At 69.9% G+C, this 25,291-nt stretch carries 22 protein-coding genes; 3 read left to right on the forward strand and 19 right to left on the reverse strand.

The features are described 5' to 3' along the window. Position 1: 1 nt before the first annotated feature. Complete coding sequence (locus AB4Y74_RS09080; RefSeq protein WP_441798769.1) at positions 2–2,446, reverse strand: phosphoketolase family protein; 2,445 nt, start codon at positions 2,444–2,446, stop codon at positions 2–4. 104 nt (positions 2,447–2,550) lie between these two features. Here AB4Y74_RS09080 and AB4Y74_RS09085 point away from each other — a divergent pair, with 104 nt between their 5' ends. The 3 genes from AB4Y74_RS09085 to AB4Y74_RS09095 are packed head-to-tail and all read left to right on the forward strand — an operon-like array spanning position 2,551 to position 4,948. After that, positions 2,551–3,459 carry an alpha/beta fold hydrolase gene (locus AB4Y74_RS09085; protein WP_441798770.1) on the forward strand — a complete coding sequence of 303 codons (909 nt, stop codon included), beginning with the start codon at positions 2,551–2,553 and terminating at the stop codon, positions 3,457–3,459. Next, the gene (locus AB4Y74_RS09090; RefSeq protein ID WP_441798771.1) at positions 3,456–4,025 is read left to right on the forward strand and encodes a GNAT family N-acetyltransferase; all 570 of its coding nucleotides are present in this window, start codon (positions 3,456–3,458) and stop codon (positions 4,023–4,025) included. Before AB4Y74_RS09085 ends, AB4Y74_RS09090 begins: the two co-directional genes overlap by 4 nt. Before the next feature lie 35 nt (positions 4,026–4,060). Next, positions 4,061–4,948: an EamA family transporter gene (locus AB4Y74_RS09095; protein ID WP_441798772.1), complete on the forward strand. Its 888-nt coding sequence runs from the start codon at positions 4,061–4,063 to the stop codon at positions 4,946–4,948. Positions 4,949–4,957: 9 nt separating this feature from the next. On the opposite strand, the gene AB4Y74_RS09100 is transcribed toward AB4Y74_RS09095, so the two are convergent. The 18 genes from AB4Y74_RS09100 to rpe form a co-directional block, all read right to left on the reverse strand. Further along, positions 4,958–5,839: an ABC transporter permease gene (locus AB4Y74_RS09100; RefSeq protein WP_441798773.1), complete on the reverse strand. Its 882-nt coding sequence runs from the start codon at positions 5,837–5,839 to the stop codon at positions 4,958–4,960. After that, the gene (locus tag AB4Y74_RS09105; RefSeq protein ID WP_441798774.1) at positions 5,826–6,761 is read right to left on the reverse strand and encodes an ABC transporter ATP-binding protein; all 936 of its coding nucleotides are present in this window, start codon (positions 6,759–6,761) and stop codon (positions 5,826–5,828) included. Before AB4Y74_RS09105 ends, AB4Y74_RS09100 begins: the two co-directional genes overlap by 14 nt. After that, on the reverse strand, positions 6,758–7,801 hold the full coding sequence (locus AB4Y74_RS09110; protein ID WP_441800421.1) for a LolA family protein: 1,044 nt from the start codon (positions 7,799–7,801) through the stop codon (positions 6,758–6,760). The genes AB4Y74_RS09105 and AB4Y74_RS09110 overlap by 4 nt, the downstream gene beginning before the upstream one ends. Before the next feature lie 353 nt (positions 7,802–8,154). Beyond that, a complete protein-coding gene (pyk, locus tag AB4Y74_RS09115) occupies positions 8,155–9,570 on the reverse strand; it encodes a pyruvate kinase (protein ID WP_441798775.1) in 1,416 nt (471 codons plus the stop codon). An 80-nt stretch (positions 9,571–9,650) separates the two neighbouring features. Continuing rightward, positions 9,651–11,108, reverse strand: a complete 1,458-nt coding sequence (locus AB4Y74_RS09120; protein ID WP_441798776.1) for a glutamate synthase subunit beta — start codon at positions 11,106–11,108, stop codon at positions 9,651–9,653. Then, positions 11,101–15,678 carry a glutamate synthase large subunit gene (gene gltB / locus AB4Y74_RS09125; RefSeq protein WP_441798777.1) on the reverse strand — a complete coding sequence of 1,526 codons (4,578 nt, stop codon included), beginning with the start codon at positions 15,676–15,678 and terminating at the stop codon, positions 11,101–11,103. The genes AB4Y74_RS09120 and gltB overlap by 8 nt, the downstream gene beginning before the upstream one ends. A gap of 170 nt (positions 15,679–15,848) precedes the next feature. Further along, the gene (lgt, locus tag AB4Y74_RS09130; protein WP_441800422.1) at positions 15,849–16,838 is read right to left on the reverse strand and encodes a prolipoprotein diacylglyceryl transferase; all 990 of its coding nucleotides are present in this window, start codon (positions 16,836–16,838) and stop codon (positions 15,849–15,851) included. Positions 16,839–16,921: 83 nt separating this feature from the next. Next, complete coding sequence (gene trpA, locus AB4Y74_RS09135; RefSeq protein WP_441798778.1) at positions 16,922–17,722, reverse strand: tryptophan synthase subunit alpha; 801 nt, start codon at positions 17,720–17,722, stop codon at positions 16,922–16,924. Next, complete coding sequence (gene trpB, locus AB4Y74_RS09140; protein WP_441798779.1) at positions 17,719–18,930, reverse strand: tryptophan synthase subunit beta; 1,212 nt, start codon at positions 18,928–18,930, stop codon at positions 17,719–17,721. Before trpB ends, trpA begins: the two co-directional genes overlap by 4 nt. Continuing rightward, the gene (trpC, locus tag AB4Y74_RS09145) at positions 18,930–19,700 is read right to left on the reverse strand and encodes an indole-3-glycerol phosphate synthase TrpC (RefSeq protein WP_441798780.1); all 771 of its coding nucleotides are present in this window, start codon (positions 19,698–19,700) and stop codon (positions 18,930–18,932) included. Before trpC ends, trpB begins: the two co-directional genes overlap by 1 nt. Before the next feature lie 3 nt (positions 19,701–19,703). After that, positions 19,704–19,949, reverse strand: a complete 246-nt coding sequence (locus tag AB4Y74_RS09150; RefSeq protein WP_441798781.1) for a DUF6704 family protein — start codon at positions 19,947–19,949, stop codon at positions 19,704–19,706. A gap of 69 nt (positions 19,950–20,018) precedes the next feature. Continuing rightward, positions 20,019–20,729 carry a Trp biosynthesis-associated membrane protein gene (locus AB4Y74_RS09155; protein WP_441798782.1) on the reverse strand — a complete coding sequence of 237 codons (711 nt, stop codon included), beginning with the start codon at positions 20,727–20,729 and terminating at the stop codon, positions 20,019–20,021. Next, positions 20,719–22,275 (reverse strand): anthranilate synthase component I, encoded by a 1,557-nt coding sequence (locus AB4Y74_RS09160; protein ID WP_441798783.1) that lies wholly within the window; start codon positions 22,273–22,275, stop codon positions 20,719–20,721. The genes AB4Y74_RS09155 and AB4Y74_RS09160 overlap by 11 nt, the downstream gene beginning before the upstream one ends. Then, a complete protein-coding gene (gene hisI, locus AB4Y74_RS09165; protein ID WP_441800423.1) occupies positions 22,272–22,655 on the reverse strand; it encodes a phosphoribosyl-AMP cyclohydrolase in 384 nt (127 codons plus the stop codon). The genes AB4Y74_RS09160 and hisI overlap by 4 nt, the downstream gene beginning before the upstream one ends. 23 nt (positions 22,656–22,678) lie before the next feature. Next, positions 22,679–23,443: an imidazole glycerol phosphate synthase subunit HisF gene (gene hisF / locus AB4Y74_RS09170; RefSeq protein WP_441798784.1), complete on the reverse strand. Its 765-nt coding sequence runs from the start codon at positions 23,441–23,443 to the stop codon at positions 22,679–22,681. Further along, complete coding sequence (gene hisG, locus AB4Y74_RS09175; RefSeq protein ID WP_441800424.1) at positions 23,443–24,282, reverse strand: ATP phosphoribosyltransferase; 840 nt, start codon at positions 24,280–24,282, stop codon at positions 23,443–23,445. Before hisG ends, hisF begins: the two co-directional genes overlap by 1 nt. A gap of 61 nt (positions 24,283–24,343) precedes the next feature. Then, positions 24,344–24,607, reverse strand: coding sequence for a phosphoribosyl-ATP diphosphatase (locus AB4Y74_RS09180; RefSeq protein WP_441798785.1), 264 nt, complete (start codon positions 24,605–24,607; stop codon positions 24,344–24,346). Between the two features lie 21 nt (positions 24,608–24,628). Next, the gene (gene rpe, locus AB4Y74_RS09185; protein WP_441798786.1) at positions 24,629–25,291 is read right to left on the reverse strand and encodes a ribulose-phosphate 3-epimerase; all 663 of its coding nucleotides are present in this window, start codon (positions 25,289–25,291) and stop codon (positions 24,629–24,631) included.

Consider the following 25,291-nt stretch of genomic DNA (forward strand, 5'->3'; position numbering starts at 1 on the left):
GTCAGTCGTTGTCGCCGCCGGTGGTGTCGATCCGCGTCGTCCGCTCGCCGCCGCCCCACTTCCACTCGGCGACCTCGGGGATGTCCTCTCCGTGTTCGCGTGTGTACTGGCGGGCGCGCAGCCGCGCATCCTGCATCTCCTGACGGAGCCCTGCCTCGCGGGACGCCAACCCGGGCACCCGGTCGATCACGTCGATGACCAGGTGGTACCGGTCGAGGTCGTTGAGCATGACCATGTCGAACGGCGTGGTCGTCGTGCCCTCCTCCTTGTAGCCGCGCACGTGCAGGTTGTCGTGGCCGTGCCGGCGATAAGTCAGCCGGTGGATCAGCCAGGGATAGCCGTGATACGCGAAGATGACCGGCTTGTCGGTGGTGAACAGGGAGTCGTACTCCCGGTCGTTCAGGCCGTGCGGGTGCTCGCGGGCGTCCTGCAGACGCATCAGGTCGACGACGTTGACCACCCGCACCTTCAGGTCGGGCAGACGGCGGCGCAGGATGTCCGCGGCCGCCAGGGTTTCCAGCGTGGGGATGTCGCCCGCGCAGCCGAGCACGACATCCGGCTCCTCCCCCTCTACTTCGGTGCCTGCCCACGGGAAGATGCCGATGCCGCGGGTGCAGTGCGCGACGGCATCCTCCATGTTCAGCCACTGCGGTGACGGCTGCTTGCCCGCGACGACCACGTTGACGTAGTCCACCGACTTCAGGCAGTGGTCGTAGGTCGAGAGGAGGGTATTCGCGTCGAACGGGAGGTAGACGCGCACGACGTCGGCCTTCTTGTTGACGACGTGGTCGATGAAGCCCGGGTCCTGGTGGGAGGCGCCGTTGTGGTCCTGCCGCCACACGTGCGAGCTGAGCAGGTAGTTGAGCGAGGAGACGGGACGACGCCACGACACCTCACCGGACGACTTCAGCCACTTGGCGTGCTGGTTGAACATCGAGTCGACGATGTGGATGAACGCCTCGTACGACGTGAAGACGCCGTGGCGTCCGGTCAGCAGGTACCCCTCCAGCCAGCCCTGGCACTGGTGCTCGCTCAGCACCTCCATCGCCCGGCCGCGCGGTGCGAGGTGGTTGTCCGAGTCGATGGGCAGGTACTCGGCGTTCCACTGCTTGCCGGTCACGTCGTAGACCGGCTGCAACCGGTTGGACGCGAGCTCGTCGGGAGCGAACAGCCGGAAGTCGTGCGGGTTGGCGACCATCACATCCCGGAACCACTCGCCGAGCACGCGGGTCGCCTCGGCGACCGTGTCGCCGGGCTTGGACACGTCGACGGCGTAGTCGCGGAAGTCCGGCAGCCGCAGGTCGCGGCGCAGCAGCCCGCCGTTCGCGACCGGATTGGCGCTCATCCGCCGCTCCCCCTCCGGTGCGAGCGCGGTGACGAGCTCGACCGGGCGCCCTTGCTCGTCGAACAGCTCCTCGGGCCGGTAGGAGAGCATCCAGTTCTCGAGCAGCCGGGTGTGCGCCTCGGTGTCGCGCGCGTTCCCGAGCGGCACCTGGTGGGCGCGCCAGTTGTTCTCGGTCGGGTGGCCGTCGATTTCAGCCGGGCACGTCCATCCCTTCGGCGTGCGCAGGATGAGCATCGGCCAGGAGGGACGCCCGTCCAGTTCGCCTGCGCGCGCGGCGCGTTTGATCTCCGCGATCCGGTCGAGGATCACGTCGAGCGTCGCCGCCATCCGCTTGTGTACCTCACGCGGGTCTTCACCGTCGAAGCCGCCCGAGACGAGGTAGGGCTCGTGTCCGTAGCCGCGCATGAGGTCGAGGAGCTCGGACTCCGGGATGCGCGCGAGCACGGTCGGGTTGGCGATCTTGTAGCCGTTGAGATGCAGGATCGGCAGCACCACGCCGTCCTGCTCGGCGTTCACGAACTTGTTCGAGTGCCAGGCTGTCGCGAGCGGTCCGGTCTCCGCTTCGCCGTCGCCGACCACCGCCGCGACGAGCAGGTCCGGGTTGTCGAAGGCCGCGCCGTACGCGTGCGACAGCGCGTAACCGAGTTCGCCGCCCTCGTGGATCGAGCCGGGCGTCTGCGGCGCCGCATGGCTCGGAATGCCGCCGGGGAAGGAGAACTGCCGGAAAAGGCGGCGCATGCCGTCTTCGCTCTGGTCGATGGCGCTGTAGACCTCGCTGTACGTGCCGTCGAGGTACGCGCTCGCGACGACGCCGGGGCCGCCGTGTCCGGGACCGGCGACGAACAGGGTGTCCAGGTCCCGCTCGCGGATCGCGCGGTTGAGGTGCGCGTAGATGAAGTTGAGGCCCGGCGTGGTTCCCCAATGGCCCAGCAGCCGGGGCTTGATGTCGTCGCGCGACAGCGGCCGCCGGAGCAGCGGATTGTCGAGCAGGTAGATCTGTCCGACCGAGAGGTAGTTGGCCGCGCGCCACCAGGCGTCCAGCCGGTCGAGCATCTCCTCGCTCAGGTCCTGTCCGCTGGACGCGGTGGTCGTGTCGGTCATCCTGCTCCCTCCGGTCGCCCCTGGCTGCGCGCGGTCGCGTCCGGGTGCCGGGTGGCTTGTCGGGCAAGCCTACGGCCGGTCCGCTCCGAAGAACAGGAGTGGAATTGACGATCGTCGAGACAGGTGCCGGGAGGGTGGCCGTGCGCCGAACGGCGGGTGAATCCGGCGGGCGCGCCGCCGTCGCGACCGTCCTTCTGCACGGAGCTGCGGGGTCGTGGACGACCTGGGCTCCACTGATCGAGGCAGCGGAGGCGGAACGCGGGGCGCCGATCGCGGACCTGGTGGTGCCCGATCTGCCGGGCTGGGGCGACTCCCCCGCCGATCCCTCTCTGCTGGACGCCGGAGTGCTGGCGGATGCGGTGGCGACCGTCGCGCGCGCCCTCGGCTACCAGCGGTGGCGGCTGGTCGGACACTCCCTCGGCGGCTTTGTCGCGCTGGAACTGGCCGCCCGTGAGCCGGACGCGACCGAGTCGGTCACCCTCGTCTCGGCGACCGCCTTCGGTGGGCGGGCCGACACGGTGAGCGGTCTGCGCTTGTTCGCGGCGTACGCACCGCTGATGCTCCTGGATGTCGGGATGCGCGTGCTCGCCGCGCTCGGGCCGCTCGGGCCGCGGGTCGTACGTGTGCTGGACCGCGGCGGTCTGCTGGCGCATCTGGTGGCTCCCCTGTTCGCGCGGCGCGTGCCGGGAATCGCTCACGAGCTGGCCCGGGATGTGCGGCCCGCGGCGTTCGTGCAGGCGGTCGCGATCGCCCGGCACTACCCGGCCGCCGGGCGCTGGGGACGCATCCGCTGTCCGGTCGTGGCGATCCGCGGGGACCGGGATGTGTTCGTCCCGCCGTCCGACGATCTGCGGCTGGCGTCGGTGATCCGCGGGCTCCGGACCGTGGTCTTGCCCGCCACCGGGCACTTCGCGCATGTCGAGCATCCGTCGCTCGTCGCGCGCCTGTGCCTGGGCGCTGGGCCGGTCGGCGCTTGGCCGGTGTCGGAGGTGCGCGCTAGCGTCGTCCCATGAGCGACACAGTGGTCCGCCCGGTCGACGATGCCGTGTGGGGCGACCTCGAGACGGTGTTCCGCACCCCCGGTGACCCGGCAGGGTGCTGGTGCCAATGGTTCCGGGTGCCCCGCTCGGGATTCGAGAAGCTCTCGGTCGGCGACCGGAGCGAGCGGCTGCACGATCAAGTGCGCGACGGCTCCCCCGGCGTCATCGCATGGGTCGACGGCGAGCCCGCGGGGTGGGCGGCAGTGGAGCCGTACACGGCCTACCCGAATCTGGCGCGCTCGCCGATCACCAAGCGGATCGAGGGAGACCCGGCCGACCCGTGGGCGGTGACGTGCTTCGTCGTGCGGACCGAGTTCCGGCGTCAGGGCGTGGCCCGCTCCCTCCTCGACGGGGCCATCGAGCTCGCCCGCGCGCGGGGCGCCGAGGTGCTCGAGGGCTATCCCGTCGATCCAGAGATGCGGCCGACGATCTCCACGGCTGAGCGGTACCACGGCACGGTCTCGCTGTTCCGCGACGGCGGCTTCGAGGTGGTGCGGCGCCCGAGTGCGATCCGCGCCATCATGCGCCGCACGGTCTGACGGATCATCCCCCGGCGGCCCGGTAGGCTCGACCGGTGAGCTCCACCCGTCGCGACCGCCTCGTCGGCGCGAGCACCCAGGTCGCGACGGAAGTCAGCATCAACTTCGGCTCCTCGGTGGCCGGCCTCCTCATCCCCGTCGTCGGGTCGATCGTGGTGGTCGCCGCCCGGCAGGTGGTCACGGCCGCCGCAGTGCTGCCGTTCTACCGTCCGAAGCGCGCCGAGCTGACCTGGCGGCGGCTCTGGCCGGCCCTGGCGCTCGGGGTCGTGTTGGCGGCGATGAACCTCAGCTTCTACGAGGCGGTCGGGCGACTCGGGCTCGGCATCGCCGCGACGATCGAATTCCTGGGCCCGTTCGCTCTGGCGCTGGTCGGCTCCCGTCGGTTGCTGGATGCGGGATGCGCTGTCGCCGCCGCGGCAGGAGTGTTCCTGCTGACCGCGACGGAAGGCGCCATCGACCCGCTCGGCGTGGTACTCGCCCTCACCGCCGCAGCGGCCTGGGCCGCATACATCCTGCTGACCCGCCAGGTCGCGACGCGACTCCCGGGCCTCGAAGGTCTCAGCGTGGCAAGCGTCGTGTCCACCGTGCTCACCGTGCCGCTCGCCCTGATCGTCGTCGACTACAGCCGGCTCGACCTGCGCATCCTGCTCATGCTGCTGGCGCTCGGCGTCTTGTCGTCGGCGGTGCCCTACAGTCTCGACACGTTCATCCTGCGCCGGCTCACCGCGCGCCTGTACGCCGTCATCACGAGCTTCGGACCGGTGATCGCGACCGTGTTCGGGGTGATCGTGCTCGGCGAGCACTTCTCGCTCGTCCAGCTGGTCGGCATTCTGGTCGTCTGCGCCGCGGCAGGGCTCACCATCGCGACGCAGCGGGACACGCCCCGTTCGGACCTGGAGCAGACCGCCGAAGCAGTCCCCTGATCCGCGCGATCAGGACAGGATGTCCTTCGTCGTGAACCGGCCGATTGCGAGTGCGCCGAAGACCGCGACGTAACCGAGCTGCAGCAGCGCGTTGTCGCCGAACGAGTCCCACGAGATCGGGTCGCGGAGGAAGTCCCCGAACCCCAGCCAGTAGTGGCTGAACAGCCAGGGGTGCAGGCCCTCCAGCTGCGGGAGCTGATCCAGCACCTGCGAGAAGACGGCGAGCACGGCGGTTGCCGCCATCGCGCCCACCGGGACGTCGGTCAGCGTCGACAGGAACAGCCCGATCGCGCACAGCCCGAGCAGCGACACCACGATGTACAGGGCGATCAGGAGCAGCCGCAGGTACGCATCCCCGAGGCTCACCTGAATGCCCGACAGCAGCGTCACCGGTCCGATGGGGAACAGCAGCATCCCGATCAGCGCGCCGGCAAGACCGACGACGAGCGCCGCCGCGACGCAGAACACGGCGCAGCCGGCGTACTTCACGGCGAGCAGGCGGAACCGGCCGGCCGGAGCGATCACCAGGTAGCGGAGCGTCCCGTGACTCGCCTCCCCCGCGATCGTGTCGCCGGCCACCACGCCGATCGTCAGCGGCAGGAACAGCGGAACGCACACGACCAGGGCGGTGAACGCGACGAACAGGCCGTTGCTGCTGATCTCGCTGAGGAAGGCCGGCCCGCGGGAGCTCCCGCCGGTGATCCGCACCGCGACGGCGATCAGGATGGGCACAGCGGCCAGTGCCGCGAGCATCGCCCAGGTGCGCCACCGGCGGAACATCACGGAGATCTCGGAGCCGAGCAACGCCCAGCCCCCGGACGGCCGCTCGCGCCGTGCGGTGACGGCTGCCTGGGCTGTGGGCGGCGCCTCGGTGAGTTCACTGCTCGACATCGAAGCCCTCCCCGGTGAGCTCGACGAACCGCTCCTCGAGACTGGATGCCCGCACAGCGAAACCACGCAGCCGGACGCCGTCGCCCACCAACGCCGCCGCCAGCTGCTCGGCGGCAGGGGCGGAGTCGGACAGCGACGCCTCGACGCCGGACGGCGCCGCCTCCGCGTGCAACCCGAAGCGAGCGAGCACGGACATCGCAAGGGGCGCGTCCGGCGTCTCCACCACAACACGCGGGCCGGAGCCACGCCGGAGCTCGTCCAGCGACCCCTGCGCCACCAGCCTGCCGGTACGCATGATCGCAGCGTGCGTGCAGACCTGCTCGATCTCGGCGAGCAGGTGGCTGGAGACGAACACCGTCGTCCCCTCGTCGGCCAGGGACCGGACGAGCGTCCGCACCTCGCGGGTGCCCTGGGGGTCGAGTCCGTTGGTGGGTTCGTCGAGCACGAGCAAGTCCCGGTCGGTGAGCAGCGCCCCGGCGATGCCGAGCCGCTGCTTCATCCCGAGCGAATAGGCCCGCACGTGCTTGCCGGCGGCATGGGAGAGGCCGACCCGTTCGAGGGCGGCCTCGACGCGCGCCTTTCGTGTTGCGCCGGGCGCGTACCGATCAGCGGTGTCCCGACGCATCAGGTTCGCGGTGCCGGACAGATACGGCGCGAAAGCGGGACCTTCCACGAGGGCCCCGACGCGCGGGAGCACGCGCGCGCCACGGTCGGGCATCGCCTCGCCGAGCACCTGGATCGAGCCCGCAGACGGTGAGACCAAGCCCAGCAGCATCCGGATCGTCGTCGTCTTGCCTGAGCCGTTCGGCCCGAGGAACCCGAATACCGAGCCCCGCGGAACGTGCAGGTCGAGGCCATCGACGACCGCCCGCGACCGGAAGCGCTTGGTGAGACCGCCGGTCGCGATGGCCGCGTCGGTCACTGTCCGGCTGCGTTCGCCGCCGCCTGCAGCGCGGAGACGGGAACGGACCCCGCCAGCACCCGGCCGTCGGAGGTGATCAGCACAGAGATCAGCGACGAGCTCAGCGCCCGGCCCCCATCGACCGGCTGGGTCAGCTGGGCGAACAGCGGATCGTCGGCGACCGCCGCGGGCGCGGAGCCCGCGGGGAGCGCGACGACGGTCGCCCATCCCTCGCCCGTCACGGTCGGTCGCGGATGCGTCCCCGTGGCGTGCGCCGGCTTGCCGCCGGTCGGCAGCTTCTGCTCGTCGACCGTCGCGCCCTTCGGCGGAGTGAACGAGAAGACCGAGTCGTCCGGCTTCTGGTCGCTGAACTGGGTGAACCCGGCCTCGAACGCGGGAGCGCTCGCCCCGCGCGCCGTGATGGCGACCTTCAGCGGGATGCCGGTCTTCCCGTCGACCGCGATCGACACGTGGCCGACCAGCGTCTCGTCGGCCTTCGGCGTGAGCACCAGGTCGTAGGCGTCGCGGCCGGCGACGGACACGCTGTCACCGAGCGTCACGCTCGTGGTGGGGTCGACCGCGTCGAGGAAGCGCTTCGCAAGCTGCGAGGGCGTCAAAGAGGTCGCATCCGGAGTCGGCGCCGCCTCATCGTGCGCAGGGAGGGTCGCATGCGACACCTTCTTGCCCGACGACTGGTAGAGCCACAGATCCGAGCCGTTGCGGATCGCGTCCCGTTCGGCCAGTCTGTCGAGCACCTGGACACGCACCTGCGTGGGGCCGTCGACCCACACCTTCGCGGTGTGGTCGGCGAGGGCCAGCTCTAGCATGTCGGCTGCGCTCGCGTCCTGCGAGCCGGAAGAGGTGGAGGGGAGGCTCGGGAGGCCGAGCTCCGAGCTCTGCTCGACGGTGCCAGAGAACGACCGGGTATCGCTGGCGGCAACCAGGCGCAGCACATCGGCGGGCGACTTCACGGGCAGGTCTGCGGCGCCCGCGGCCAGTGGCGTCACGATCGCAGCGGCAGCGATGGCTGCCGGGATCACGACGGCCGGCGCCCAGCGCATCCAACGGTGTTCCATAGCCTGAGGATACGCGCGAGCCACCCCATCCGACCCTCCGGATTCCATGGGAGAACCGGAGTTCATCCCGTGGTCGTACGCCGCGTCATACCGTCGGCGTACAGACGCCACCGGGCGCGGCTCCCGCGCCCGTCCCGACGGAAACGGAGGACTTTGCACTGGACACGCCAGACACGCGGAGGGAAGGGAGGGGATCAGGCCGAACCAGAGCCGAATGTCCTCCGTTTTCGCGGCGTGGGGGCACCGGCGACCCGAACCTGAGGAACGGGGACCGGGGACCGGGGACCCGAGGCCGGGTACGAAAAAGGGCCCCGCACGAAGCGGGGCCCTTCCGGGTGCTACAGGACGTCGCCGACCCGGTGCACGCGGATGTCGTTCGTGGTCCCGGGGATTCCGGGAGGGGAACCGGAAATGATGATCACCTTGTCGCCGTCGACGGCACGGCCGGTCGACTTGAGGGCCTCATCCACCTGCGCGACCATCTGGTCGGTGTGGGTGACACGGCCGACGACGAACGACTCGACGCCCCAGAACAGCGACATGCGACGGCGGACCGACTCCTCCGGCGTGAAGGCCAGGATCGGGATCCGGCTGCGCAGGCGCGCCATGCGGCGGGCGGACTCGCCCGACTCGGTGAACACGCAGAGGAACTTGGCCTCGACGAAGTCGGCCACCTCGACGGCGGCCAGCGTGATCGCACCGGACTGCGTGCGCGGGCGGGTGCCGAGCGGCAGGATGCGCTCCAGACCGTGCTCCTCAGTAGAGGTCACGATCTTCGCCATGGTCTGCACCGTGACGGTCGGGTACTCGCCGACGCTGGTCTCGCCCGAGAGCATGACCGCGTCCGCGCCGTCGAGCACCGCGTTCGCGACGTCGGAGGTCTCTGCGCGGGTCGGGACCGGGCTGGAGATCATCGACTCGAGCATCTGGGTGGCGACGATCACGGGCTTCGCCGCCCGGCGGGCCAGCTCGACCGCGCGCTTCTGCACGATCGGGACAGCCTCCAGCGGCAGCTCCACACCCAGGTCGCCACGGGCGACCATGATGGCGTCGAACGCCTCGATGATCTCCTCCAGCGCGTCGACCGCCTGCGGCTTCTCGATCTTCGCGACGACGGGCACCTTGCGGCCCTCCTCCGCCATGATCTCGTGCACGCGCTCGATGTCGGCGGCATTCCGCACGAACGACAGCGCGATCAGGTCGGCACCGAGCTTCAGACCCCAGCGGAGGTCCGCCTCGTCCTTCTCGGACAAGGCGGGCACGTTGACGGCGACGCCCGGCAGGTTGATGCCCTTGTTGTTGGACACCGGCCCCGCGACGATCACCTCGGTCGTGACGACCTGGCCATCGACCGAGACCACGCGGACGCGGACCTTGCCGTCGTCGATCAGCAGGAAGTCGCCCGCCTTGACGTCGTTCGGGAGGCCCTTGAACGTCGTCGAGGAGATCTCCTTGGTGCCGATGATGTCTTCGGTGGTGATCTTGAAGATGTCGCCTTCGGCGAGCTCGTAGGGACCGGCCTCGAACTTGCCGAGGCGGATCTTGGGGCCCTGGAGGTCGACGAGAACGGCGACCGGCTTCCCGGCGTCGTCGGCGGCCTTGCGCACGTTGGCGTAGACCCCCTCGTGCACCTCGTAGCTGCCGTGGCTGAGATTCATCCGCGCCACGTCAACGCCCGCGTCGATGATCGCGCGGATGTTGTCGTAGCTGGAAGTCGCCGGCCCGAGGGTCGCGACGATTTTCGCCCTTCTCATACTGTCTGTTCGCTCCGTGATTCTGCGCCGTGTGCGCGTGGTTTCGTGGTGGGCGCCCGGTCGTGCGGGCATCTCCTCGTTCAGACGAGGATGCCGCGGTCGGTGGGACGGATCGGAGACGGCAACTGCGTCTCCCCTTCAAGATACCGGTCAACGGCGGCCGCCGCTGCCCGGCCCTCCGCGATCGCCCAGACGATGAGCGACTGACCGCGGCCTGCGTCGCCGGCGACGAACACGCCCTCGTTGGAGGTCTGGTAGTCGCTGTCGCGCACGACGTTGCCCCGCTGGTCGAACGGGAGGCCGAGCTGAGTGGAGATGTCCTCCTGCTCCGGACCGGTGAAACCGAGCGCCAGGAGCACCAGGTCTGCCGGGATCTCCCGCTCGGTTCCGGCCTTCGGCACCCGGCGTCCATCGAGGTACTCGGTCTCGGCCACGCGCAGGGCGCGGACCTCGCCGAACTCGTTGGCGAGGAACTCGACGGTGGACGCCAGGAATTCGCGCTTGCCGCCCTCCTCGTGGGCCGAGGAGACCTCGAACAGCGTCGGGGTCATCGGCCACGGCTGGTGCCCAGGACGCTCCGTCGGCGGCTGGGTGCCGATGGCGAGGTTGGTGACGCTCGCAGCGCCCTGGCGGTGGGCGGTGCCGATGCAGTCCGCGCCGGTGTCGCCACCGCCGAGGACGACGACGTGCTTGCCGTCCGCGGTGATCTGGGCGGCGATCTGGTCGCCGGCGCCCGCCTTGTTCTGCTGCACCAGGTACTCCATGGCGTAGTGCACGCCGGAGAGCTCGCGGCCGGGGATGGGCAGGTCGCGCGGCACCAGCGCGCCGGTCGCGACGACGACCGCGTCGTACCGAGCGCGCAGGTCGTCCCACGTGATGTCGACGCCGATGTTGACGCCCGCGCGGAAGCGGGTGCCCTCGGCCATCATCTGGTTGAGGCGCGCCTCGAGGTGCTTCTTCTCCATCTTGAAGTCGGGGATGCCGTAGCGGAGCAGGCCGCCGATCCGGTCGTCGCGCTCGTACACGGCGACGGTGTGGCCCGCGCGGGTGAGCTGCTGTGCGGCGGCGAGGCCGGCGGGGCCCGAGCCGACGACGGCGACCGTCTTACCGGTGAGGCGCTCCGGCGGGTGCGGCTGCACCCAGCCGTTCTGCCACGCCTGGTCGATGATCGAAACCTCGACCTGCTTGATCGTCACGGCCGGCTGGTTGATGCCGAGCACGCACGACGACTCGCAGGGGGCCGGGCAGAGGCGGCCGGTGAACTCGGGGAAGTTGTTGGTCGCGTGCAGACGATCGATCGCCTGGCGGCCCTCCCCGCGCCACATCAGGTCGTTCCATTCCGGAATCAGGTTGCCCAGAGGGCAGCCGGAGTGGCAGAACGGCACGCCGCAGTCCATGCAGCGGCCGGCCTGCCGGCGCAGCTGCGCCGGGTCGCCCGCTTCGTAGACCTCTTTCCAGTCCATCAGGCGGACGGAGACGGGACGGCGCTTCGGCAGCTCCCGCTCGGTCGTCTTCAAGAAACCCTTCGGGTCAGCCACCGGTCACCTCCAAGATACGGTTCCACACAATGTCGCCGTCGGGGTCGAGACCTTCGTCCACGGCCTCTTGGCGCATCTGCTGCACTGCGGCGTAGTCCCGCGGCAGCACCTTCACGAACTTCCCGACGGTCACGTCGAAGTCCTCCAGCATGCGCTCCGCGAGGGTCGAGCCGGTCTCGACGGCGTGCTGTTCGAGCAGGTCGCGGACGATCTCGATGTCCGCACTGCCGAGGGGCAGGAGTTCCAGCTCTCCGCTGGCCAGCGACTCCCGGTTCACCCTCTCCTGCTTGAGGTCGTACACGTACGCCGTTCCGCCCGACATGCCCGCGCCGAGGTTCCGGCCCGTGCCACCGAGGATGACAGCCAGGCCGCCGGTCATGTACTCGAGCGCGTGGTCGCCCACGCCCTCGACGACCGCGGTCGCACCCGAGTTCCGGACCAGGAAGCGCTCCCCCACGATGCCGCGGATGAACATGCTGCCCTGGGTGGCGCCGTACCCGATCACGTTGCCCGCGATCACGTTGTCCTCGGCCGGGAACACGCTGTCGCGCGGCGGCCGGACGACGATCTGTCCACCCGAGAGCCCCTTGCCGACGTAGTCGTTGGAGTCGCCCTCGAGCCGCAGCGTGATGCCGGACGGGAGAAAGGCTCCCAGCGACTGGCCGGCCGACCCGATCAGCGTGATGTCGATCGACCCGGCGGGGAGGCCGTTCTCTCCGTGACGGACGGTCACCTCGTGCCCCAGCATGGTGCCGACGGCGCGCTCGGTGTTGCGGATCGGGAGGCTCAGCTCCAGGGGCCTGCCGCCGGCGAGCACGTCCTGCGCCGCCTCGATCAGCTGCACGTCGAAATGCTGCTCGAGCTCGTGGTCCTGCTTGCGCCCGTTACGCCGGGGCGCCTCCGGACCGAACGCCGGACCGTGCAGGATGGGCGCCAGGTCGAGCCCGGACGCCTTCCAGTGGTCGATCGCGCGGTCCACATCGAGCAGTTCGGCGTGGCCGATCGCCTCCTCGAGCGTCCGGAAGCCGAGGGCTGCGAGGTACTCGCGCACCTCCTCCGCGATGAACTCGAAGAAGTTGACGACGAACTCCGGCTTTCCGGCGAACCGCGCCCGAAGCTCCGGGTTCTGCGTCGCGACGCCGACCGGGCAGGTGTCGAGGTGGCAGACACGCATCATGACGCAGCCCGAGACCACCAGCGGAGCGGTGGCGAAGCCGAACTCCTCCGCGCCGAGCAGCGCACCGACGATGACGTCGCGGCCGGTCTTCAACTGCCCGTCGACCTGAACGACGACGCGCTCGCGCATCCCATTCAGCATCAGCGTCTGCTGCGTCTCGGCGAGGCCCAGCTCCCACGGCGTTCCCGCATGCTTGAGCGAGTTCACCGGGGACGCTCCCGTGCCGCCGTCATGGCCGGAGACCAGGATGACGTCGGCCAGCGCTTTCGCCGTGCCCGCCGCGACCGCGCCGATGCCCGACTCGGAGACGAGCTTGACGTGGATGCGGGCGCCGGGATTGGCGCGCTTCAGGTCGAAGATCAGCTGCTTGAGGTCTTCGATCGAGTAGATGTCGTGGTGCGGCGGCGGCGAGATGAGGCCGACTCCCGCGGTGGCGTGCCGGGTGCGGGCGACCCACGGGTACACCTTGGTGGGCGGCAGCTGACCGCCCTCGCCGGGCTTCGCACCCTGGGCGAGCTTGATCTGGATGTCGTCGGCGTGCGTCAGGTACATCGACGTGACGCCGAACCGGCCGGAGGCGACCTGCTTGATCGCGCTGCGGCGCTCCGGGTCGAGCAGGCGGTCGAGGTCTTCGCCGCCCTCACCGGTGTTCGACTTGGCGCCGAGCCGGTTCATGGCGATGGCGAGGGTCTCGTGCGCCTCCTGGGAGATGGAGCCGTAGCTCATCGCACCGGTCGAGAACCGCTTGACGATGGACGAGACGGACTCGACCTCGTCGATCGGCACCGCCGGACGCGCACCCTCCTTGAGGGCGAACATCCCGCGCAGTGTCATCAGCGACTCGGCCTGGTCGTCGACGAGCTTCGTGTACTCGCGGAAGACGTCGTACCGCCGCGTGCGCGTGGCGTGCTGCAGGCGGAACACCGTCTCGGGGTTGAACAGGTGCGGCGAGCCGTCGCGGCGCCACTGGTACTCGCCGCCGGTCGCGAGGCGCTCGTGCGCCAGGGCAGCACCCTCCGACGGGTAGGCGCTCTCGTGGCGCGCCAGGTTCTCGGCCGCGATGACGTCGATCCCGACGCCGCCGAGCTTCGTCGTGGTGCCCGTGAAGTACTGGTTCACGAACTCCTGGCTGAGGCCGACCGCCTCGAACGCCTGCGCTCCCGCGTAGGACGAGACCGTCGAGATGCCCATCTTGGACATGATCTTCAGCACGCCCTTGCCGAGCGCCTTGATGACGTTCTTGACGGCCTTCTCGGGCGTCACGCCGGTGATCATTCCGCTGCGGACGAGTTCTTCGCAGGTCTCCATCGCCAGGTACGGGTTGATCGCCGAGGCGCCGTAGCCGATGAGCAGCGCGACGTGGTGCACCTCGCGGACGTCGCCGGCCTCCACGATCAGACCGACCTTCATGCGGGTCTCGGAGCGGATGAGGTGGTGGTGCACAGCGGCCAGCATCAGCAGCGATGGGATGGGCGCGAGGTCCTTCGTGGAGTCGCGGTCGCTGAGCACGATGAACTGGGCGCCCGCGGCGATGGCCGCGTCGACCTCGTCGCACATCTCCGCGAGCCGGCGCTCTAGCGCATCGGGCCCGGCGTCGGAACGGTACAGTCCGCGAACGGTCGTGGTGAGCGTGCTGCCGATTCGCGGGTCGATGTGCTGGATTTTCGCGAGCTCGTCGTTGTCGATCACCGGGAAGTCGAGCACGACCTGCTTGGCGTGTTCGGGACCGGCGTCGAGCAGGTTCCGCTCCGGGCCCAGACCCAGCTTGAGCGAGGTGACGACCTCCTCGCGGATCGAGTCGAGCGGCGGGTTGGTGACCTGCGCGAACTGCTGCGTGAAGTAGTCGAAGAGCAGGCGCGGGCGCTCGGAGAGCACCGCGACCGGCGTGTCCGATCCCATCGCACCGAGCGGCTCCGCGCCCGTGGTGGCCATCGGCTTCAGGAGGATGCGGACCTCCTCCTCGGTGTACCCGAACGTCCGCTGCCGGCGCACGATCGACGCCGGGGTGTGGACGATGTGCTCGCGCTCCGGGAGGTCCTTCAGGTTGATGCGGCCCGCATCCAGCCACTCGTCGTAGGGCGCGGCGGAGGCGAGCTCCGACTTGATCTCCTCGTCCTCGATGAGGCGGCCGGCCACCGTGTCGACGAGGAACATGCGGCCCGGGCGGAGGCGGCCCTTACGGACGACGCGGCTCGGGTCGATGTCGAGCACGCCGATCTCCGACGCGAGCACGACGAGTCCGTCGTTCGTGACGACGTAGCGGCCCGGACGGAGCCCGTTGCGGTCGAGCGTCGCGCCGACGAGGGAACCGTCGGTGAAGACGATCGCGGCGGGGCCGTCCCACGGCTCCATGAGCATCGAGTGGTACTCGTAGAACGCGCGGCGGACCGGGTCGATCTCGGTCTGGTTCTCCCACGCCTCCGGAACCATCATCATGACGGCGTGCGGGAGGGGGCGTCCACTCAGCGAGATCAGCTCGACCACCTCGTCGAACGAGGCGGAGTCGGAGGCGCCGGGCGTCACCACGGGCAGGATCGGGCTCAGGTCGCCGAGCAGCTCGCTCTCGAGCTGCGACTGGCGTGCGCGCATCCAGTTCCGGTTGCCCTGAACGGTGTTGATCTCGCCGTTGTGCGCGATCATGCGGAATGGCTGGGCGAGCGGCCAGGACGGGAAGGTGTTCGTGGAGTAGCGGGAGTGGACGAGCGCCAGCTTCGACACGAAGCGCTCATCGGAGAGGTCGGGGTAGAACGGCTCCAGCTGGAGGGTCGTCACCATCCCCTTGTAGACGAGCGTTCGGCTCGACAGGGACGAGAAGTACAGGTCGAGCTCGCGCTCGGCCCGCTTGCGCAGGAAGAACGTCTGCCGGTCGATGGCGATCCCGGAAGCCGGCTCACCGTCGTCGTCGACCCGAGTCGACGCGACGAACAGCTGCTCGATGACCGGCATCGCCTGGCGCGCCAGGGTGCCGAGCTCATCCGGACGGACCGGGACCGGACGCCAGCCGAGGACGGTCAGCTCGTGCTCGGCCGCGATCGTCTCCAGTGCAGCCTTGATCTCGGCCCGGTCGTCTTCGCTGCTCGGCAGGAACGCGTTACCGACCGCGTACCGTCCGGCCACGGGCAGCTCGAAACCGGCGACGGCGCGCAGGAACGCGTCCGGGACCTGGGTGATGATCCCGGCACCGTCGCCCGTTCCGGCGTCGGAGCCGATCGCGCCGCGGTGCTCCAGGTGACGCAGCGCCTCGAGCGCGGCGTCGATGATGTCGTGCCCGGCGGTGCCGCGGAGCGTCGCGACCATGGCGAGGCCACAGGCGTCCTTCTCGTGGGCAGGGTCGTACAGGCCCTGCGGGCCAGGCACGGTCCCGAAGCGGGAATGGGGAGGCGTGAGCGCCATCTGTCGACCGTCCTCACAGTGTCGTGGATGTGGGGATGTTGGGTGCGGGGACGCCTTCGGCCCGATGCTGGGAGGGTTCCGCCGCTCGCCTGGTCCGGGTGCGGCCAGGCTCTTCGTGCGGTCAGGTGCGTGGGATCGCCTCGACGGTTCTTACTTCAGACCGTCGGGAATCATCCGTTCGTGGGGCTTGTGGCCTTGGCTGAAGCGGACCCGGCAGGCACACCGTCTGCGTCGGCGGTGTCCTCATCCTCCAGGTCCGTGTCGTCAGAGTCTACCTCAGCATCCGGACGGACCCATTCACGACCCGGACGGTACGGGCTGGGCTCGAGGCCGGGGTGCCGGCGGGACTGCACAAAGAAGATCACGAGCCCGAGCACGATGGCGACGAAGGCCGCCCAGACGTTGGTCGGAATGCCCAGGAAGGAGAACTCGCTCGGGTCGATGCGGATCGACTCCAGGTAGGAGCGGCCGATGCCGTACCAGATCAGGTACAGGGCGAAGAGCTTGCCCCACTGCAGGCGGAACTTGCGTTCGATCAGGACGAGCAGCACCACGCCGATGACGTTCCAGATGATCTCGTACAGGAACAGCGGCTGGAACAGCGTGCCGTCAGGCAGGCCGACCGGGATGGCCTTGTTGCCGGAGTCGATCTGAAGCCCCCACGGGAGGTCGGTCGGCAGGCCGAACAGCTCCTGGTTGAACCAGTTGCCGAGGCGGCCGACCGCCTGTGCGAAGAGGAGAGCCGGTGCGAGGGCGTCCGCAAAGGTCCAGAACCGGATCCCGGTCCACCGGCAGCCGATCCAGGCGCCGACGGCGCCACCGAGCAGCGAGCCGAAAATCGCGTTGCCGCCCTCCCAGATCGCGAAGACCTTCCACGGGTCGGCGCCCGGGTAGAAGTAGTCCCCCGGGTGGGTGAACACGTGGTAGAGCCGCGCGCCGACGATGCCGAGGACCACGACCGGAATCAGGATGTCGAGCACCACGCCGGGCTCGGCGCCGCGCTTCGTCAGGCGCCGCGACGTCCAGATGGCGGCGATGACGATCCCGATGAGGATCATGATCGCGTACGTCTGGATGCGCCAGTGCAACCCGAAGATGTCGATCGGGATCTGCTGCCACTCCGGCCCGGGGCTGGGAATGCTGGCGTACCAGCTGCTCATGGTCAGGGTCACCCGAGGACTCTCTTTCGATCAGGTTGGGGATGCACACGACTCGTCGCGCGCCACATCAGTTTAGGACGCCGTCAGGGGCGGATCGTGCCGCGAGCCAGGGAAGCGGCGACGCGACCGGCTTCGGCGACGCCGCCGTCGCCCAGCGCCTTGACGAGGGCGGAGCCGACGATGGCGCCGTCCGCGTACTCCAGCACCTCGGCCACCTGGGCCGCCGAGGAGATTCCGAGCCCGACGCAGGCGCTCGTGGCGCCCGCCTCGCGCAGCCGGCCGACGAGCGTGCGCGCCGCCGCATCCACATCCGTCCGGGCGCCGGTGATGCCCATGGTCGACACCGCGTAGACGAAGCCGCGGCTCGCGTCGACGGCCTGCTTGAGCCGTGCGTCTGTCGAGCTCGGGGCGGCGAGGAACACGCGGTCAAGTCCGGCACGGTCGGAGGCGGCGAGCCAGTCGGCGCCCTCGTCCGGGATGAGGTCGGGCGTGATCAGGCCGGCTCCCCCGGCCTCCACCAGGTCGTCGGCGAATCGGTCGACCCCGTACTGCAGCACCGGGTTCCAGTACGTCATCACCAGCACCGGGATGTCGACCCGCGCCGTGATCTCGCGGACCGCCGTGAAGCCGTCGCGCAGGCGGAAGCCGGCGCTCAGCGCCTGCTGCGTCGCCGCCTGGATGACCGTGCCATCCATCACCGGGTCGGAGTACGGGAGGCCGAGCTCGATGACGTCGACACCGTTCTCGGCCAGCGCGACCGCTGCGTCCACACTGGTGCGGAGGTCGGGGAAACCGGCGGGCAGGTACCCGATCAGTGCGCCCGCGGACTCCGCGTTGCGGCGGGCGATCGTGTCCGCGACCCGGCTCTCCACGACCGCGCTCACGACTGCACCGCGTCCGGGTCGAGGAGCTCGAAGTAGCGGCCCGCCGTCTCCATGTCTTTGTCGCCACGACCGCTGAGATTCACCAGGATGGTGCTCTCAGGCCCGAGCTGCCGGCCGAGCACCAGGGCGCCGGCCAGGGCGTGCGACGACTCGATGGCCGGGATGATGCCCTCGGTGCGGCTGAGGAGGCGCAGCGCCTCCATGGCATCGGCGTCGGAGACCGGCAGGTACTCGGCGCGGCCGATCTTCGCCAGCCAGGCGTGCTCCGGGCCCACGCCCGGGTAGTCGAGGCCGGCCGAGATGGAGTGCGACTCGATGGTCTGGCCGTCCTCATCCTGCAGCAGCATGGACCGGGCGCCGTGCAGCACGCCGGGGCGGCCCTTCGTGATCGTTGCCGCGTGCCGCGGGGTGTCCGCGCCTTCGCCGCCGGCCTCGTACCCGACCAAGCGCACGTCTTCGTCGTCGAGGAACGCGTGGAAGATGCCCATGGCGTTCGAACCGCCGCCGACGCACGCGACGACCGCGTCCGGGAGGCGACCGGTCAGCGCGAGCACCTGCTCGCGCGCCTCCTCGCCGATGATCTTCTGCAGGTCGCGGACCATTGCGGGGAAAGGATGCGGCCCGGCGACGGTCCCGAAGATGTAGTTGGTGTGCTCGACGTTGGTGACCCAGTCGCGCATCGCGTCATTGATCGCGTCCTTCAGCGTGCGCGAGCCGGTCTTGACCGCGACCACCTCGGCGCCCAGGAGACGCATCCGCGCCACATTCAGCGCCTGGCGCTCGGTGTCGACCTCGCCCATGTAGATGGTGCACTCAAGGCCGAAGAGCGCGGCGGCGGTCGCCGTGGCGACGCCGTGCTGGCCCGCTCCGGTCTCGGCGATGACGCGCGTCTTGCCGATGCGCTTGGTGAGGATGGCCTGGCCGAGCACGTTGTTGATCTTGTGGGAGCCGGTGTGGTTCAGGTCTTCGCGCTTCAGGATGATGCGCGCACCGCCCGCGTGCTCGGCGAAGCGCGGCACCTCCGTGATGATCGACGGACGGCCGGTGTAACTGCGGTGCAGCTCATCCAACTCGGCATGGAACGCGGGGTCGGCCTTCGCCTCCTCCCACGCCGCCGACAGCTCGTCGAGCGCTGCGACCAGCGACTCGGGGACGAAGCGCCCGCCGAAGTCGCCGAAGTACGGACCCTGCTCAGTGCGGAGGGACATCAGACTCCCAGGAACTCTCCGAGCGTCGCGACGGGGTCGCTCGTGACGAGCGCCTCGCCGACGAGCACCACATCGGCGCCCGCCGCCCGGTAGTGCGCAACGTCGTCTGCCGTCTTCACGGCGGACTCGGCTACGCGGATGACGCCGGACGGGATGCGGACGGCCAGACGGCCGAACAGATCCTGATCCAGCTCGAACGTTGTGAGGTCGCGGGCGTTCACGCCCACGAGCCCCGCGCCGGTGTCGAGCGCGCGGCTCAGCTCGTCCGCCGAGTGCGCCTCCACCAGCGAGGTCATGCCGAGCTGAGTGATCAGCTCGTGCAGTTCGACCAGACGCTGCTGGTCGAGCGCCGCGACGATCAGCAGTACCAGGTCGGCGCCCGCGGCGCGGGCCTCGAACACCTGGTACGGATCGGTGACGAACTCTTTGCGCAGGACCGGGATCGACACGGCGTCGCGGACGGCCTCGAGGTCGGCGAGCGAACCGTGGAACCGCCGCTCCTCGGTCAGCACGCTGATCGCGCTGGCCCCGCCGGTCTCGTACGAGACGGCGAGTGCGGCCGGATCCGGGATGGCGGCGAGCGACCCGCGCGACGGGCTCGCGCGCTTCACCTCGGCGATGATCTTGACGCGGTCCGCCGGGGCGAGAGCCGCCAGGGCGTCGAGCGCGGCAGGACGGGCGAGAGCCTCCGCCTCCACCTGGGCGAGCGGACGCTCGGTGCGCCGCCGGTCAGCGTCTTCGAGCGCGCCGGCGACGAGGTCGGCGAGCACGGATCAGTGGCCCTTCGGGGTGTACTTCGTGCCGCCCACTCCGTAGCCGATGCGCTTCATGATCCCGCCGACGATCAGGCCGATGATCGCGAGTCCCGCTGCCGCCCAGACGATGATCGGGGCGTCGTAGAAGAACGCGACCGCGCCGATGGTGAACGCGACCAGCATGATGATCACGGCGGTCCAGGCCGCCGGCGAGTGACCGTGGCCGGGCTCCGTCGAACCGTGCTCGACTGACTCGCTGCTCATGGGACTCCTGCACGTCGGGTGCGCGCCGGGCGGCGCGCACGGGGGATGGAACGGGACCAGTCTAGTGGCTCACCGCGTCGGGTCGTCGCCCCGGGTGAGCTCGTCCCAGCTGTCGATCGCCGTGTCGCGGTCGAGGGTTGAAGTGCCGTCGGGCGTGTCGTCGGCGGTCTCGTCGGCCGCGGCATCCGCGGGCACCGCGCCCTCCTCGGACGCTTCGGCGACGACCTCCTCGGCCGGGCGTCCATCCTCTCCGGCGAACCGCGTCTGGTACTTGCGCGAGGGCCCCGGCCACAGCCGGGAGAACACCACGGCGGCCGCGGCGGCGAGGATGATCAGTGCACCGGCGACCATCGCGAGCCACGGCCAGAGTTGGGTTTCCACCGAGTGCACGAGGTGCCGGATGGACGCGTTCCCGGCAACACCCGTCGCCGTCGTGATCGCGGAAGCCGATGCCCGCACCGCGTCCGAGACGGCCGTGATGGCCGAGATCAGCACCGACACGCCGAGCAACACGCCCAGCAGAGCCAGCACGATCCGGAACACCGGGCCGGCAATCGCCAGGGCCGCCGTGAGCGCCAGGCCCGCCAGCGCGAGTGCGGTCAGCGCGGGCGCCGCCACGGAGCCCGCGACCTCGATGGTGCTCGAATGGTTGGCCGTGTCGGACAGACGGATGGTGAACCAGGTCTGCGTCGCCGCGAGCAGCACGAGTCCGCTCCCCACGACGAGGAGCAGCATGGTGAGGTACTTGGCGCGCCGGCCGACGCCGGGATCAGTCGCCATGGACTCGCCTCATCGCGTTCGCGACGGCCACCGCCCGCAGCGGGGCGGCCGCCTTGTTCTGCGACTCCTGGAACTCACTCTCGGGGACGGAGTCCGCCACCAGTCCCCCGCCCGCCTGCACGCGAGCGACCCCGTCCATGATCGTGGCGGTCCGGATAGCGATGGCGAGGTCCGCATCCCCGGCGAAGTCGAAGTAGCCGATCACGCCGCCGTACACGCCGCGCTGCGCGGGCTCCAGCTCGTCGATGATGCGCAGAGCCATCGGCTTCGGCGCCCCCGAGAGCGTGCCGGCCGGGAAGGTCGCCCGGAAGACGTCGATCGCCGTCGCCTGCGGCTGAAGGTCGCCCTCGACGGACGACACGATGTGCATGATGTGGCTGAACCGCTCGATCCGCATGAACTCCGTCACCTCGACGGAACCGGCCTCGCACACCTTGAGCAGGTCGTTCCGGGCCAGGTCGACGAGCATGAGGTGCTCGGCGCGCTCCTTGTCGTCGGCGAGCAGCGAGGCCTCCAGGTCGAGGTCCTCCTCCGGGGTGGCGCCGCGGGGGCGCGAACCGGCGATGGGATGCGTGAACGCGCGTCCCTCCTGCACCTTCACCAGCGCCTCGGGCGAGGAGCCCACGATGTGGTACGGCTCGCCGGCGGGCTTCTCCAGCGACAGGAGGTACATGTACGGGCTCGGATTCAGCGCGCGCAGGACGCGGTAGACGTCCAAGGCGGGCGCGGTGCATTCCAGCTCGAAGCGCTGCGAGATGACCACCTGGAAGATGTCGCCCTCGACGATCCGCTGCTTGGCGGTGACGACCGACGCCAGGAAGTCCTCACGGAGCGTCCGCGACTCCGGCTCGGCGGGCGTTCCGAGATCGACGTCCTCCAGCCAGGCCTCCGAGGGCTGCGCGAGTTCGCGCTGCATGCGGTCGAGGCGCTTCTGGGCATCCGCCCACAGGGCATCCCCGTCATCCGTGCCGTCGGCCAGTGCGTTGGCCACCAGCTTCACGGTGCCGGAGCGGTGGTCGACGACGACGAGGTCGGCGACGAACGCGAGCGCCTGCCCGGGCACGTCGTAGTCGGCCGGCGGCGCATCGGGCAGCCGCTCGATCTGGCGGATCGCCTCCCAGCCGATGAAGCCGACCAGGCCACCTGTCAGTGGGGGGAGGCCCGGGATACGCGGCGTCTGCCACCGCGCGTGCAGTGCGGCGAGGGCATCCAGCGGGCGCTGGGATGCGGCGGTGCCGAGCGCGCGCTCCGCCGGCAGTCCGTAGTCGAGCCAGCGCACCTCCTCCCCGGCCTGCGTGAGCACGCCGAAGGAGGCCGCGCCGACGAACGAGAACCGCGACCAGATGCCGCCCTGCTCCGCCGACTCCAGCAGGAAGGTGCCCGGGCGACCGGCGGCGAGCTTGCGGTAGATGCCGACCGGGGTCTCGCCATCGGCGAAGAGCTCCCGGACGACGGGCACGACCCGGTGATCCGCGACGAGGGCGTCGAAGCTCGCACGCGTCGTCGTCGCAGCCGTCGTGTCGATCCTCGAAACGCCCACGCTCACAGGTCGGCCGCCTCGATCTCAGGACTCGCGCCGACGGACGGCTCCAGCACATCCGCGTCGAAGCAGGTGCGGGTGCCCGTGTGGCACGCCGCGCCGATCTGGTCGACGGTCACCAGCAAGGTGTCGCCGTCGCAGTCGAGCGCTGCGCCCTTCACATACTGCACGTGGCCGGACGTGTCGCCCTTCCGCCAGTACTCCTTGCGCGAGCGGGACCAGAAGGTGACCCGGCCCTCGCTCATCGTGCGACGGAAGGCCTCCGCGTCCATCCAGCCCATCATGAGCACCTCGCGGGTGTCCCACTGCTGGATGATCGCCGGCACCAGCCCGGCGTCGGTGAAGCGGATGCGCTCCAGCACCGCAGCGGTCGACGTCGGGTTCATCGCGTTCCCTGTGTTCGTCGCGCTCATCGGCGGACCTCCATCCCGGCCGCGGCCAGTTCGTCCTTCACCTGATCGATCGTGAGCTGCCCCTGGTGGAACACGCTCGCGGCGAGGACGGCATCCGCCCCCGCCTGGATCGCGGGCACGAAGTCCTCCACCCGGCCGGCACCGCCCGACGCGATCACCGGGACGGTGCTCAACGCGCGCATTGCACGGATGAGCTCCAGGTCGAAGCCCTCCTTGGTGCCGTCGGCGTCGATGGAGTTGACGAGCAGTTCACCGGCACCCAGCTCGATCGCCCGCGTCGCCCACTCCAGCGCGTCCAGGTCGGTCTCGGTGCGACCGCCGTGGGTGGTGACGACGAACCCGGACGGCGTCGCCGCCGACCGCTTCACGTCCAGCGACAGCACGAGCACCTGGGCGCCGAAGCGGCCCGCGATCTCGGCGATCAGCTCCGGTCGTGCGATGGCGGCCGAGTTGACGCCCACCTTGTCGGCTCCGTGGCCGAGAAGCTTGGCCACATCCTCCGGGCTCCGCACGCCGCCGCCGACGGTAAGCGGGATGAAGACCTGCTCTGCCGTCGCGCGCACCACGTCGTAGGTGGTCGCCCGGTCGTCCACGGTGGCGGTCACGTCGAGGAAGGTCAGCTCGTCCGCGCCCTGCTCGAAGTAGCGCGCGGCCAGCTCGACCGGGTCGCCCTGATCGCGCAGGTTCTGGAAGTTGACGCCCTTCACGACCCGGCCGGCGGCCACATCGAGGCAGGGGATCACCCGGACGGAGACGCTCATCAGATCCGCGCCGCGTGGATCGAGGTGACCAGGATGGCACGGGCGCCCAGCTCGTACAGGTCGTCCATGATGTGGTTGGTCTGCTCGCGCTTGATCATCACGCGGACGGCCACCCAGTCGGGCTCGCCCAGCGGCGACACCGTCGGCGACTCGACACCGGGCGTGAGCGCGACGGCCTTCTCGAGCAGCGCGACGGGGAGGTTGTAGTCGATCAGTACGTACTGGCGCGCGACCATGACGCCCTGCAGGCGGCGGACCAGCGTGTCCACTCCGGAGGCCGGCGACGATGACGAGATGAGCACGGCCTCCGACTCGAGGATCACCGGCCCGAAGATCTCCAAGCCCTGCTTGCGCAGCGTCGACCCGGTCTCGACCACGTCGGCGACCGCATCGGCCACGCCCAGCCGGACGGCCGACTCCACCGCGCCGTCGAGCTTGATGAGGGACGTGCTCACGCCGTGCTCGCCGAGGAACGCTCCGACGAGACCCGGGTAGCTCGTGGCGACCCGCTTGCCCTCGAGGTCGGCGAGTTCGTTGAACACACCGGCCGGGCCCGCGAACCGGAACGTCGACGCGGCGAAGTCGAGGGCGTCGATCTCGGCCGCCGGCGAGCCGGAGTCGAGGAGCAGGTCACGGCCGGTGATACCGACATCGAGCGCGCCGGAACCGACGTAGGTCGCGATGTCGCGCGGGCGCAGATAGAAGAACTCGACGCCGTTGCGGGCGTCTGTGACGATCAGTTCCTTCGGGTCGCGACGGCCGAAATACCCGGCCTCGTGCAGCATCTGCGCCGCGGTCTCGGAGAGGGAACCTTTGTTGGGGACGGCGATCTTCAGCATCGAGAAGTCTTTCGTGTGATCGGACGAGTGGATGGCCTCGTTACGTGACAAGGCTGGGCCATCACAGATGTCGGTACACGTCGGCCGGCGTCAGCCCCTTGGCCAGCAGGAGGACCTGCAGGTGATAGAGCAGCTGGGAGGCCTCCTCGGCCAGCGCCTCGTCGGACTCGTACTCGGCGGCCATCCAGACCTCGGCGGCCTCTTCGACGATCTTCTTGCCGATGGCGTGCACGCCCGCGTCGAGCTCGCGGACCGTGCCGGAACCCTCAGGTCGGGTACGGGCCTTCTCGTCGAGTTCGGCGAAGAGGTCGTCGAAGGTTTTCACCGTTCTAGCGTAGCGGTGACTTCAGTGCACGTGCGCCGAGGCGGCGTCGCGGAGGGACGCGATGCGCTCCGCCGGCTCACCGCGGAACACGCTCGAACCGGCAACGAACGTGTCCGCGCCGGCGGCGGCCGCCGTGACGATCGTCTCCTCGGTCACTCCGCCGTCGACCTGCAGCCAGACATCGAGCCCGCGGGCCTCCACCGCCTCCCGCAGCGACTGCAGTTTGGACATCATCCCGGGCATGAACGACTGACCGCCGAAGCCCGGCTCCACCGTCATCACGAGCACCTGGTCGAACTCCTCGAGCACGGCGAGGTACGGCTCGACGGAGGTTCCCGGCTTCACGGCGATACCGGCCCGCGCCCCGATCGCCCGCAGGCGGCGGGCGAGCGAGATCGGGTCGTGCGCCGCTTCGACGTGGAAGGTCACCGAGTACGCGCCGAGCTCTGCGTAACCCAGGGCCCAGCGGTCCGGGTCGTCGATCATCAGGTGCACGTCCAGCGGCACCGGGCTCACATCCTGGATCCGCCCCACCATCTGCGGACCGAAGGTCAGATTGGGGACGAAGTGGTTGTCCATGACGTCCACGTGCACCAGGTCGGCGGTCGCGATCCGCTGCAGCTCGCTCTGCATGTTGACGAAGTCGGCCGCCAGGATGCTCGGGTTGATGCGCACGTGTCCCAT

Source organism: Leifsonia sp. RAF41, assembly GCF_052114085.1.
Taxonomy (GTDB): domain Bacteria; phylum Actinomycetota; class Actinomycetes; order Actinomycetales; family Microbacteriaceae; genus Leifsonia.